Genomic DNA, 13,798 nt, shown 5'->3' with positions numbered 1-13,798 from the left:
TTTAAATTAAACTTGAAATAATAGAGTTTATTTTATTTTTATCTATAGGTTTGATTAAATACTCTTCAACTCCTAGTGAAAAAAGTTCACCTTTTTTTAATATGTTTTCTTCTTTATCTACAACAATAATAGGAACATCAGAGTAGTTAAGGTTGCTTTTAATTTTATTTATTGTTAGTTTAATATCCTCAAAATTTATTTCAGAAATATCCATTAATACGAACAAAGGTGATTCAAGATTATCAATATTAGATTTAAAATAATCATAATCGAAAAATAATTCTTCAAAGATGGATGATATATATGGTTTTATATTTTCTTTATAATTAATAATATATATTAATCTTTTTTCAGATACTTGAATTGATACTTGACCTGCAATTTTCTTAAAGTTTTTTGAAATAGTAAGATAAAATGTTGATCCCTTCCCTAAGCCTTCTGATACAGCCCAAGATTTACCTTCATGTATTTTTGCAATATTTTTAACAATTGCAAGACCTAGCCCTTTTCCTCCTGCCATAAATTCAAAATTTCCAGAAAAATGATGAGTTGCTTCTCTTATAACAAAAAATTTTTCAAATATTTTTTCTAAATATTGTTGTTCAATTCCAATTCCAGTATCTTTTACATAAAATATATATTCATTGTCATTCTCTTCAAATCCTAAAATTATTTCTCCAAAATCAGGTGTATTTCTAATGGCATTTGATATGTAGTTATGAATTGCTTGGAAAAGAAGTTCTTTGTCGGCATAAATTATTTTAGTTGATGAGTTTATAATATAAGAGAATTTTAAATTTCTTGATTCAAAAATTGATTTATATTCCTTTGCAATTGTCGATAAAAATTCTTCAATATTAATTTCATTAACATTTATTTTGATATTAGATGTTCTAAGTCTTGCAAAATCAGTTATATCTTCCACTATAGAAATTAATTTATCTATATTATTTTGACATATTTTTAATATTTCGGAAAGTTTTGGAGATATTTCACCGAACGAACCATCCACAGCTAAGTCTATGAATCCTTTTAAGACTACTATAGGTGTTCTTAGCTCATGGGAGGATATTGATATAAAATTTTCTTCCATCTTATTTAAATAAAGTAGTTTTTTGTTAATATTTTGTAAAACCTTGTATGATTTCTCAAGTTCTTCATTTGCTTTAGTTAATTCTTTAATTTTGTTTTCTAATTTTTCAACTAAACTTATTGAATATTCTTTTAAATACTTTATTTGTTCGTCTTTGTCCCCAATCTCATCCTTTTCACCGGTAAGGTATTTAAACAATTGATTTATAAAATTTTTATTTATTGGCTTTGAAATAAAACCATCACATCCTGCTACTAATGATTTTTCTCTTGAACCTTCAGATATATCAGCAGTTAAGGCAATTATTTTTACATTTTGTAATTCTGGTATCGACCTAATTCTTGTTGTTACTTCTAAACCAGAAAGGTCTGGTAAATTGATATCCATTAGTATAAGATCAGGTTTAATTCTTTTTGCAAGTTCTATACCAGAAATTCCATCTTTTGCCTCATAGAATGAGAACCCTTCTTTCTCAAGTATTTTCTTTACAAGTAAAATATTGTAATAGTTATCTTCAATATAAAGTATCCTTTTTATCATAAAAATTATTTAAACCTTCCTAGCTTTACTTGTGAAAATATACTCATGAATTAAATTTTGTTCTTGTGGTGATATTTTAATAAATTTAACATAATATATATATTTATTATTCTTTTTTGTAACTCTAATAATTTTACCAATTGCATTAATGTTGTTTCTTTGCATGTAAATAGTTAACTTTATAAGTTGGTTTGCTTTTGATTCCTTCATTGTTTCAAAGCTAACTCCACCAGCTGAAATATCTATAACTGTTCCATCATATTCGGCAGTGTCAATAATAATTTTAGTTTTATTATCAGGTGACACTTTTTGATAGGCAAATGAATAAGTTATGTAAAACTGTGCTTCTTTTCTTAAAAATTTTCTTTTTTGGTATCTTGTTAGTAAATCAGTGTGTTTAATAAAAAGTCCTTTTAAATGCTTTTCTGAGATTTCTTCTTCAATAGTTGAGTTAAAAGAGTATCCTGCATCATTATCTAAAAAGAAAAATACAGTTACAGGTTTAAGCCAATCTTTAATGTCTTCTCTTGGAGGTTTAGAAACAATTAGCCCACCTTCTACATTTAATATAACTTCCGTATAAAAGTAACCATATTCTTTTATAAAAATTCTAACTTTTTTTCCAACAGGAATACCTCTAGTTGATGTTAAAGGTTGAGTTTTACTATAAATAAAATCAAGCTTGTTTAAAATATTGTAACATATATTTTTTTCTTTTTCTTTATCTACATTTGATAAAACATCAACTGGTATTGATGGTATATAGTTTAAAATTTTGTTAATAAAAGATTCAATATTTGATTTTTTTGAAGCAAGAACAAAGGGGTTGGGATATGGACTTTGATCTAAGTATTTAAACATTATATTTATTTCAGGGGGAGTAAACCCTTTTTCTTTAAAAAAATCAAAAAAAACCTTAAAATCTTTAGATCTTAATTTTAGAAATGTTTGAAACTGTTTTGAATTTTTAAGTTTTCCAAATAAAAATATTATTAAGAAAACCAATGTTATAATAATTAAAAATATTAAAATGCTTTTTGTATCTGCAGGTTTAAGTTCAACATCTAAAGCTAAAAAAAGATAATTTAATTTAAAATTATAAATAAAATTCATATATACTTTAATTTTATTAAGATATAATTAAATTATTTCTATTTTATTAAAGATGTTACTAATAATAAAAATACATTAATAAAAAAAAATTTCAAATTTATTTTATTTATCAGAGTTGAAAAAAAAAAGAATAAATGTATTTTCACATAAATGAGTAAAAAATTGTTATCAAAATATTTAAACACCATGAGGCTTGGGCAAAATACTTTAAATGTTTTTTTTCCTAAAAATATTGGAGAATTTATTGATGCTATAAAAAGAGTTTATAACACGGGATATATACTATGTGGTGGAGGTTCAAACATAATATTTGGTGATAACTTTTCAAAATCAGTAATAAATACAATATTTATGAACAGTTTTTTTATTGAAAAAAATGATCTAATAGTTTGTGCTGGTTTAATGAGTTCTTTTCTCTCTTTAATTTCTTTTATTTTGAATATTAAAGGGTTTGAATTTTTACATTTGTTACCTGGTACATTAGGTGGAGCTATTTTTATGAATGCTAGGTGTTATGATGGAGAAGTTTCAGGTTTAAATTTTGAAGTCGAAAGTGTGGCTATAAAATTTAATGCTGAAAATAAAAACTTAGAATTTATATTTAATAAAAGAAAAAATAATGAATGTGATTTTAGTTATAAAAATTCAATATTTCAAAAAAATAATGAGTTTATCTATAGGATAAGATTTATAAATTATTTTAAAAATGATTATGAAAAAGATCTATTTTTTATTTTTTCCAAATATTTAGAAAAATATATTATTAAAAAATTTAATTCAATAAAAAAGTGTTCTAATTTAAAGTATTTTTATAATAATTATAAAATAAGAAGAATATTAGAAATAGTGAAAAGAGTTTGTAAATTAGAAAAGTTTAAGAAGAATTTTTTGCAAAACAAAAATTTTAATATAAAGGATTTTTTAAAAGAAAGAGAAAGTATTTATAATAAAATGCTTTATATAGAAAATGATAGAGTAAATAAAAGGCATTTTAAATATTTTTCTGCTGGATCTGTATTTAAAAATAATTATAAGTTTGGAATCCCTACAGGTAAAATTATAGATGAGCTTGGTTATAGAGGATATAAAATAAATAAAATTTCAGTTTCTCCATATCATGGAAATATTATTATAAATTTAAAAGATGGTAAATTTCAAGATTTAGAAACTATTATAAATTTATTGAAAAATGAAGTAAATAAAAAATATGGATTTATACCAGAAGAAGAAATTATTTTACTCAAATAATTTGATAATTATAGATATAGGAAACACATATACTAAATTTATTGTAGCTAAAAATATAGATGAAATAAAAAAAAAGATAAAATTTGAAAAGTTTAATAATAATTATTGTTTTAATTTTCTTTTTTTTGAAGATATTATAAAATTTTTAAATATTAAGAAAAGCAAAACTAACAATTATTTGTTTATTAAAATATTAAATAATGAAATTTTAAATTTAGAAATTTTTTATGGTATATTAAAAATAATTAAAAGATTTATAAACCATAAACTTTCATTAGTTGTTTATTCAGAAGTAAACGAAAGAGTTTTTTCTCATATAAAAAAATTATTTAATGAAAGTTTCAGCAGAGATTTAAGTTTTATAGAAATAAATTATAAAAGCTTAGACAGCAAAATTAATTTTAATTATAATCCACCTGAATCATATGGTAAAGATAGAATAGCAGGTCTTTTATATTATTTTTATTTATCTTACTTTTTTTTTGATTTCTTTTTTGACTATGCATGTATATTTAATTGTGGAACAGCATTAGTTCTTGATGAAATCAGTAAGGTATCTTATTTAGGAGGTTCAATTTCAATTTCACCCTTTAATGAATTTAAAACATTGAAAATATTCACAGATAAACTTCCAGATATTACTGAAAAATTGAATTTAAATAATTTTCAATCAGCAATTGATTATTTTATTAAAAATTCAATAAATTTAAATTTTATTTTTGATAAAAATAACATATATTTTTGTTTTTCTAATAAGTGTATTGGTAAAAGTACTTCTGAATCTATATTGAATGGGGTTGTAAATGGTTTTTTATATAAGTTGTCTTTTTTTATTTTAAAAAAATTAAAAAAAGATTTCCAAAGAGAAATTTTTATTTTTAATGGTGAGTTTTTTAATAAAACATTTTTTTATTTAATTTGTTTATATATTAAAGAAATAAATGAAAATATTAATTTTAATAAAAAAATTATTTTTATTTCTTTTAATGATAATTTAATAGAAGAAATTAATTTTAAAATTAAAAAAAATGATAATTTTATCAATGAAAAAAATAAAGAATTAGATAAAAAAGAGGAAATTAGTATTAATAAAAGATTTTTAATAAGAAAGAAATATTCCATTTCTATACTTAATAAAAATGGAAAATTTAATTCTTATTTTTTAAAAAAAATTTTAAATATAAGAAAATATAAAAATGTTGCTATTTTTATTTTTGATTGTGAGATTCCACTCAAAGGTATTCTAATTGATAAGATTTTGGAAAATTTTACTATTTAGTTTTTTTATTTTTTACTTTATACTGTCTAATTTTATTTTATCTTTTTTACCATATTTCGAAAATAAAATTAGAAAATTATAAATAAAAAATATTATAAAAAATTTTTTATTAACAAAAGTAGGTATATATGAAAAAAAAATGTAATATTTTATTTATTTTTTTGGTTTTTATAGAATTTTTGCTATTAACATCTTGTAGTCGAACACCAGAAGCAACTATAAAATTATATTTTAAATATTTAAAAGAAGAAAAGTTTGAAAAGATAGATAAAGAAATTTTATATGGAAAAAGCAAGGAAAAGTTTGTTGAATTTCTGAAGGATGTCACAAAAGATCAGAATTATTATTCCGAGTTTGTAAATTATAATAAGAATATAAGCAAATTTAATTTTCTTGAATATCAGGAATACCCTGATGATGAATTAGCAATAAAATTTATGATAATGGATAAGAGTGGGAAGCATTTAGAAACAACATGGTGGAGACTAAAAAAAATTGGAAATAAATATTTTATTATTAAATTTTCAAAAAATTAGAGATTATTTATATAGATAAAAAGTAGAATAATTAATGAGGATATATTTAATAAAAAATATGAATTTAATAAAAAAGTTATTTTTTATACTTATTATAACTCTTTTTTTATTTACTAACTTTTTATATCTTTCTTTTGATCTTTTTAAAATAAATTCTTATAGTAAAATTAATTATTATATACCAGTACTAAATATCTTAAATAAAAGTAATAAAGAAGATATATTTGCTGAGTTGGATAAAAATGTAAAGTTTTTTAATTCTGTTGTATTTAACACAAACTCTTTTTTATTTTCAAGAGAATCTAAAAGGAAAGGATTTGTTAGAGATGTTTATCTTGATATTAAAGAGATAAAGATAGATTATAAAGTTGAATCTTATGAAAACATAGATGGATTTTATTATCTTTTTAAGATAAATATACCGATTGATGATAATAGAAGGGAAAGAATTTCTAATTTTATGAAAATTTCAGGATTTTTGGTTTCAGGAGAAGCCTCAGATTCTTTAATAGAAAAGGATCTGCAAATTAAGACTCAAAATTTATCTGATAATAAGGATAATTTTTTTATAAAAGTATTTAAAAATTCCATTGTTGACATGATAAACAATGCTATTTTAATTAAATTCGGTAAAAATTTTATGTTAGATATTAAAGGTAGTTTTATAATTACTGAACAACCTTTTTATATTATAAATTCGGGTAATCTATATATCAAAATTAAAGGTTTAGTTTTTATTGAAAATTAATCTTCAAACATTTCTTTTTTAATATTTTTAAAATTTATTTTATATATAACATAAAAAAGGAATCCTGTAATTATTAAAATTATAATGTGATAATAAACCCATATAGGAATCCCATATAAACTAAATGGTTTAATAAAATAGTTAAATAGATCAAAGCCTAGGATAAATATTAAAATCATAATTAGAATTGTTTTTCTATTTAAATATTTATTTTTTGTAAATTCGAAATTAATTTTTTTGAATTTAACCTTTTCAGAGTTATTAACTTTTTTACTTTTATAATTTTCAAAGAGTACTTGAAATAAAAATCCTAATATTATTAAAATAATTTGTAAAATTAAATTAAAAATAACTTGAGGTATTGGAATAGATAATATTTTAGATGATTGAAGTGTAAGTATAATAAACATAGTTATTATGTTGATAATTAAAATATTTTTATTTAAAAATGGAAAATATATGATGCAAAATACTATTGGAAAAAGAATAGAATATCCAGCAAAAGAAGATGAGGTTAGGAAATTTAATATACTTGCCGGAGGATTTAGAGATATTAAATAAGCAATAGAAGATAAAATAATAATTATAAATTTTGATATTATTATTTTTGTATTATCCAAATTTAAATTTTCTTCTTTTATTTTTCTATTTTTTTTATTTGATAAGTATTTAAAGATTTTAATTTTGTTAGTTTTTATTAAGTCATTAACAATTATGATTGAGCATGAAAGAATTTGACTATCAAGTGTAGACATAATTGCAGCAATAGAAGCTAAATAAAACAATGGTTGCAAAAAAATAAAATTATTGTTTATTATAATTTTGATAATATTATCATATTCTCCAGGTTGCAGATTAGGGTAAATAATTCTTCCATAAACCCCAATAAAATTCATAGAAAGGAAGACAATAAGTAGTGCAAAAGGATATAAAATCATAGATTTTATTAGACTACTATCTGACTTGCTTCCTATAAATCTATGATTAATATGGGGGAACATTGGATCAGCAAGAAACCATAATATATAATATGATAATAGTTTTATTGGAGTTATTGAGTTATCAATACCATTTCTGTTTAAATATATAAAATTTTCTGATAATAAAGAAAACTTACTTTTTGATATTAAGTTAAAACCAATAAAGAAAAATATTAAACAAAAAATTAATAGCACAATAAATTGGAAAATATCTGTTTTTATTATAGATTTCATACCACCGAATACTATGTAGGAAGTAATAATCACTACGAAAATAAAAGAGGATAATTTATAACTTAAACCTGTAGCTGAAGATATTAATTTACCTGCAGAAAATATTTGGGTTGAAATATAAGGAAGAGTAAAGTACAAAGTTAAGAGAGAAAAAATAAGTGCAAGTAGATTTGAACTACTCCTTTTTTGTATAATTTCTGAGACAGAAATATAATTATTTTCTAAAGCTATTTTTCTTAAAGGTATACCAATGATTATAAAAGATATGGTCATAAATGCTGTTCCAAAACCCATAATAGGAAAAAATGCAAAGCCATATTTATAAGAAGCACCAGTAACTCCAAATATTGTGAATGCGGATAAGTTTGTTGCAATTATTGTAAAAAAAAGAGGTAAAGTTTTAATATTTTTATTATTTAATGCAAATTCCATATAGTTTCTAGACTTTTTTAATGATATAAATAAGAGATTTGAAAAAATAAATAAAAATAGAATAATAGAGATATTAGGATAATTAGCTATTTGTGTTAAATATTCCTTAATCATAAAAGCCTCCCTTTTATTTTAAGATTTTAGTATAATAGCAGATTATAAACTGGTCAGAATAAAATAGGAAAAACCTAAATAAAAAATAATTTAGAAGTTAAAAATCTTTAAATATAAAGTATTAAAATATAGTGTTCGTAAAAAATAATAATAAATGTTAAATTAAAAAAGGGTCCTGGGTGGCCTATGATGGCTTACGCAGAAAAGATTTTTCTGCTCATAAACCCTTTGATTAATAAATGTTTCTGATATATAATGAAATATAAATATTTTTTAAAAATAATCAAGTCTAAAATAATTAATAAAATAAAATCAAATAAATTCTCAATAATTAATAATAAGAAATGAAAATAAATAATTAAAAATATTTATTAAATATTTAATTAAATATATTAAAAATTATTTTACTATAAATATTTTAGAAGATTTATGATTAATAAATTATTAAAATAATATATGAAAAATTTAATATATCTCTAATATCATAAGATATGCATCTTCATTTTCACCATAATAGTTTTTAATTATTTTTTCTATTTTAAAACCAAATTTTTTATATAAACTTATTGCTATTTCATTTGATATTCTAACTTCTAAATAAAATTTTTTATAGTTATTTTTATATAAGGCAATGACATGATTTAGTAGATTTGAAGCTATTTTTTTATTTCTGTAATCCGGGTGAACAGCTAAGTTTAGTATATGTATAGAAGCTTCTTCTTCTTCATTAATTATAATAAAACCTACTATTTTGTTTTTAAGTAAAGCTTTGTAAATTTTAATATTTGGGTGGATAAAACAGGAGTAAAAATATATATAATTCCATGGTTTTTTAAAAGATACAATCTCGATTAAATAAATATCATTTATATCTTTTATATTTGACCTTTTTATATTTATGGTTTCCATTTTAAAAAATTAAATTTTTTATATTAAAGATTTTATATATATTTTATAATCTTTTTTATTTTATAATCATTTATAAAAAAATAAAGTATTATTAAATAAAATGGGGCTGTTTATTCATATAAAACAGCCCCAAATATTTATCAAATTAATAAAATATTTAATTTTATTTTATTATAGATTTTTTGTTAATAAAAATAGCTTGTTAATTATTTAATCTTTATCAGGTATAGAATGTGGGATTTTTAAGTCAAGCATAGTTAGTAACCCTTTCTTTTCAGAATTAACTATTTGTGGAATTATGTTAACAGCCATTGCCATAGTTCCTTTTCCTCCAGGAATTTCTGGTTGAATAGCCATCTTAATTTCTGGTTCTCCATATATATGGATATAATCCCCAGTATCAACTTTTTCAAGATGTGGATGTATCTGTTGAGGATGTATTAATTTAATTTTTTCATTACCATTTCTATCATAACCTATTCCAATATGTTTACAACCAGCAACCATTCCAGGTTGAACTTTTACAACTGGTGTTTCTCTATAAACATTAGATATTATTGGTTCTCTAAACTCTTTAACTTCAGAGATTTCCCAATTTAAAGCTTTAGCAATTAAATGTATTGATTCTGGGAATCCAATATGTCCAACAATTTTGCCACTTTTTAAACCATTATTAAACTCTTCTACTGTTGTTCCTACTCCTTGAGTTTCCATTACAGTTTTTCCAAAAGGAGATAGATCATTTATTCTTTGAGCTTCTATTTTATCAACTCTAATACAAGGAGCTGTTAAGGTAATTATTAAAGTGTCTAGTACAAAACCAGGATTAATACCTGTTCCTATGCATACAACATTATTTTTCTTTGCTATTTCATCTAACTTCTTTGCTAGATCAGGGTTTTGTGCATATGGATATGACATCTCTTCAGCTATTGTTATAACATTTATACTATTTTCCATACATAAAACTAAATCATCGAAAACCTCTTTTGTAAAAGATTTTGTAGCATGTAAAACAACATCTACTTTTCCTTTTTTTAAAATATCTTTTGGATTCATATATAAAGGAATATTTTTTTTGCCGATTCCTATATATTCCCCAACATCAGAATAGTTGTTTGGATTATGATTAACTATGGCTCCTACTATCTCAATATTCTTTTTATTTAACATCATTCTAATCATCCCTGATCCCATAGCTCCGACACCCCATTGAACAACTTTTATAGTCATACTCATAAAACCTCCTTTTCTTTTAATTTAAGTTAATTTATTTAATTAAAATTTCAACTAATAAAATTATTTTTAATAAATTGAAAATATATAAAATCTGTTTATTATTTAACTATATGAAAATATTAGACTTACATATTCATACCTCGTTTTCTTTTGATTCTTCAGTAGATATGGAACAATATCTTGATTTATGTAAAAAAATTCCTTCTTCTGTTATTGGTTTTTGTGAGCATTATGAGATAAATTTTGATTTTGAAAGATATATTGAAAAATTAAATTATTTAAAATTTAAATATAAATTATTCGCTGATATAAAGAAAGGAATTGAGGCTTCTATTAAAAAAAGAAATATTTTATATGATAAAAAAATTTATAATGAATTAGATTATATAATATGGTCAAATCATAATTTTGAAAAAGATATTAAGAAATATTATTTAGAATTAAATGATTTTATAATTTCTAATATGAATATTGATGTAATAGGTCATATAGATTTCCCTTTTAGGTTTATAGATAATATTAATGAATTAAGTAACTTTAATGATATTGAAAAGACAATTTTGAAAATGCTTGAAAATGTTATAAAAAAAGATATTGTTTTAGAATTTAATTATTATAATTTTAATAGTAACTATAAGAATTTTAAGAAGATATTTGAGATATTATGGAACAATTATTTTTTATTAGGTGGTAAAAAAATTACTTTAGGTTCAGATTCACACGATTTAAATAATTTTTTAGAATATTTAAAAAATTTTAATTTATATTATAATTTTATTAAAGATAAAACACTCATATTTTTTAATAATCACAAGCAAGAAGAATTTATTTTATGAACAATGTTAAAAATGTTTTGATAATAGTTTCTATATTTTTTTTATCTTTATCATTAATAATGTTTTTTTATTATGATTTGGAGGCAAAAAATCTTTTAAGAAATTTTATAATAAATGATAAATTTATTATATTAAATGATAATGATATTAAATATATTAATAACAATAAGATATTTACTAATGTTTCTAATGAAGAGTCAAAAGAAAATAATATTATTATAGATAAGATAATAGATGAAAATATAGAAAAAAAGGAAGAAGCCTTAACTAAAGAGAAAGAACAAATTAATAGAAAAGAACAAATAGTAGAAGAGTTAAGTGATAGTAAGAACTCAAACTTAAATCAAGATGAAAATATTGAGAAATCATCAAATACAAAGAATTTAAGTTTTTCAAATAGCAATAGATCTCAAGAAGTTAAAGAAAAAACTAATGAAATAAAAGATAATATAAAACCAGAACTTATTAATACTTCAACTAAAAATAAATCTAATAAAGAAAAGGAACTTTCAAATCTATCAAATTTTGATAAAAGCTCTATTGATACTATTTATAAAGGGGGTTTTTATACAATACAGATAGCTTCATTTAAAGATTTTAAAAATGCAATATTATTAAAGAAAGAACTTGAAAAAAAAGGATATTATTCTTTTATAGTTATAAAATTACTTGACAATATATATTATTTTAGAGTTAATATTGGTATATTTGCAGATAAAGAGAGTGCACTCAGTTATTATAAAAATAAATTAAAATTGGATAAATATTTTAAACCGTTTATTATTTATTATCCAAAAAATTATTTTAAATAATATTATTAAAAGTATTATATTATTTTAATTTATTGTATTATTATGAAAAGGTTTTTATTATTAAAATATATTTTTGTGATTTCATTTTTTGTTATACTTTTTTATATTTTCTATCTAAACTATTTTGATATTAATAAAAATATAGAAAAGCTTTCTTATTACTTAAATAATAATCAATTTAATAAAATCGAATCAAATATAAAAAAACTTAAAAGGATTGATTATCTTCCTGATGGAAATACATTATTGACATTTGCAGTTAAAAATTCAAATATTGAGCTTGTAAAATTATTTATTGAAAATGGTTTTAATCCAAACTTAAAAGATAAAAATAATATTAGTCCTCTTGAATATTCATGGAAAATTAATAATAAAGAAATAATAAGTCTTCTTCTTAAGAATGGGGCTTTTTTATCAGATATTCTTTTATTTATTGAGAATATCACAAATGAGGAAGAAAAAAAGAGCGAATATTTTAAACTTGAGCATTATTTTGAAAAGGAACTATTAACTAATAGTTTAATGAATGAATATGAAACCTTATATAAATCAAATGAGAGTTTTATTAAAAAAAATGATTATCTATTTATATTGTATAGAAATTATGGAGATGAAATTTTTAAAAACTCAATTTTTAGTAAATTAAATAATGACGAAATAATAAAATTAAAGGATTTGAATAAAAGATTGATGGTAATTTCTAACTATATCTATAAGTACCTTAACATTATTAAGTTCATGGCAAATAAAGATTGGTTTAATATTAAAAATTGTTTAGATAAAGAAAAATATTCAAAATATATTCTAAGTTTTCTTTTAAGAGTTTCTATGAATCTTGATCTAGTTAATTCTTTTGAATATTTGCTATTACTTGGAGCTGATCCTTCATTAATAGGTTTTGGAGATGATGGAATTGATACATATAGAGGATTTATTCATCCGATTTTTATCTCGATTCATAAAAATAATATATTTTATTTTAGAAAAATTTATAGTATAGTAAATATCGATACTATTAAGTTTCCTTATATTAATCCAGAAAATAGTGAAGTTAATTTCATTTATCCTATTGACTTGTGTTTGGAAAAAAGATTTAATGAGGGATTATTTTATATAATTAATATTGATAAAAATAAAATTAATTACATAAATAATAAGGGTGAATCTTTATTAATTAGTGCTATAAAAAGTGAAAATTATGATCTTGTTTATTTTTTGTTAAAAAATAATTCGAATATTAATTTCAAAGTAAATTATGACAATTATAATAGAGATTTATTGCCTTTGCATTTTGCTATAATTCAAAATAGCTTAAATATGGTAAAATTAATTACTGAGGAACATAGAAAAAGAGATCCTAATTTTCCCGAAATAAAAGCAATATGTATGTATCAAGGAACTACATTTACTTCTTTATCACTTAGTTCATATTTAAATTATTCTGAAATATTCAAGTATCTACTTTACTTAAATATAGATAATTGTCTTGGATTATTTGATTCTATACAATATGCTTTTAAAAATGAAAATTATAATCTTATTAGGAATATTTTTCTTGCAGGGTATTTTAATAGTAAATTAAAATATGATGAGCAACAATTTTTTATAGAAATTGCTAAAAAATTAAATAAAGAATATCTTTTTGTTGTTCCAAAAGAAGAAGAAAATAATTAAAAGGAAAAAAT

General features: G+C 20.8%; 12 protein-coding genes. 7 read left to right on the top strand and 5 right to left on the bottom strand.

The features are described 5' to 3' along the window. Position 1: 1 nt before the first annotated feature. Together N3A58_04675 and N3A58_04670 are read right to left on the bottom strand one after the other, a co-directional pair. Positions 2 to 1,633 carry a response regulator gene (locus N3A58_04675; GenBank protein ID MCX8058686.1) on the bottom strand — a complete coding sequence of 544 codons (1,632 nt, stop codon included), beginning with the start codon at positions 1,631 to 1,633 and terminating at the stop codon, positions 2 to 4. Between the two features lie 9 nt (positions 1,634 to 1,642). After that, positions 1,643 to 2,746, bottom strand: a complete 1,104-nt coding sequence (locus tag N3A58_04670; protein MCX8058685.1) for a PilZ domain-containing protein — start codon at positions 2,744 to 2,746, stop codon at positions 1,643 to 1,645. A 150-nt stretch (positions 2,747 to 2,896) separates the two neighbouring features. Between N3A58_04670 and N3A58_04665 the strand changes: the two genes are divergently transcribed. The 4 genes from N3A58_04665 (at position 2,897) to N3A58_04650 (ending at position 6,557) form a co-directional block, all read left to right on the top strand. Then, the gene (locus N3A58_04665) at positions 2,897 to 3,994 is read left to right on the top strand and encodes a hypothetical protein (protein MCX8058684.1); all 1,098 of its coding nucleotides are present in this window, start codon (positions 2,897 to 2,899) and stop codon (positions 3,992 to 3,994) included. Further along, complete coding sequence (locus N3A58_04660) at positions 3,954 to 5,273, top strand: type III pantothenate kinase (protein MCX8058683.1); 1,320 nt, start codon at positions 3,954 to 3,956, stop codon at positions 5,271 to 5,273. Before N3A58_04665 ends, N3A58_04660 begins: the two co-directional genes overlap by 41 nt. Positions 5,274 to 5,401: 128 nt before the next feature. Next, entirely contained in the window at positions 5,402 to 5,809 is a 408-nt protein-coding gene (locus N3A58_04655) for a hypothetical protein (protein ID MCX8058682.1), read from the top strand. 58 nt (positions 5,810 to 5,867) lie between these two features. Further along, the gene (locus tag N3A58_04650) at positions 5,868 to 6,557 is read left to right on the top strand and encodes a hypothetical protein (GenBank protein MCX8058681.1); all 690 of its coding nucleotides are present in this window, start codon (positions 5,868 to 5,870) and stop codon (positions 6,555 to 6,557) included. Here the strand turns inward: N3A58_04650 and N3A58_04645 are convergent. The 3 genes from N3A58_04645 to ord form a co-directional block, all read right to left on the bottom strand. Continuing rightward, positions 6,554 to 8,317 carry a sodium:solute symporter family protein gene (locus N3A58_04645; GenBank protein ID MCX8058680.1) on the bottom strand — a complete coding sequence of 588 codons (1,764 nt, stop codon included), beginning with the start codon at positions 8,315 to 8,317 and terminating at the stop codon, positions 6,554 to 6,556. The genes N3A58_04650 and N3A58_04645 overlap by 4 nt on opposite strands. Positions 8,318 to 8,782: 465 nt before the next feature. After that, positions 8,783 to 9,226, bottom strand: a complete 444-nt coding sequence (gene rimI, locus N3A58_04640) for a ribosomal protein S18-alanine N-acetyltransferase (protein ID MCX8058679.1) — start codon at positions 9,224 to 9,226, stop codon at positions 8,783 to 8,785. A 210-nt stretch (positions 9,227 to 9,436) separates the two neighbouring features. Continuing rightward, positions 9,437 to 10,459 (bottom strand): 2,4-diaminopentanoate dehydrogenase, encoded by a 1,023-nt coding sequence (gene ord, locus N3A58_04635; protein MCX8058678.1) that lies wholly within the window; start codon positions 10,457 to 10,459, stop codon positions 9,437 to 9,439. 116 nt (positions 10,460 to 10,575) lie between these two features. On the opposite strand from ord, the gene N3A58_04630 reads away from it, so the two are divergent. The 3 genes from N3A58_04630 to N3A58_04620 are packed head-to-tail and all read left to right on the top strand — an operon-like array spanning position 10,576 to position 13,787. Then, positions 10,576 to 11,301 (top strand): PHP domain-containing protein, encoded by a 726-nt coding sequence (locus N3A58_04630; protein ID MCX8058677.1) that lies wholly within the window; start codon positions 10,576 to 10,578, stop codon positions 11,299 to 11,301. After that, a complete protein-coding gene (locus N3A58_04625) occupies positions 11,298 to 12,113 on the top strand; it encodes an SPOR domain-containing protein (protein ID MCX8058676.1) in 816 nt (271 codons plus the stop codon). The genes N3A58_04630 and N3A58_04625 overlap by 4 nt, the downstream gene beginning before the upstream one ends. Positions 12,114 to 12,155: 42 nt before the next feature. Continuing rightward, positions 12,156 to 13,787, top strand: coding sequence for an ankyrin repeat domain-containing protein (locus N3A58_04620; GenBank protein ID MCX8058675.1), 1,632 nt, complete (start codon positions 12,156 to 12,158; stop codon positions 13,785 to 13,787). Positions 13,788 to 13,798: the final 11 nt, after the last annotated feature.

This window comes from Spirochaetota bacterium (assembly GCA_026415295.1).
In the GTDB taxonomy this organism is placed as follows: Bacteria; Spirochaetota; JAAYUW01; order JAAYUW01; family JAOAHJ01; genus JAOAHJ01.
This window is presented reverse-complemented; position numbering and strand designations above follow the sequence as displayed.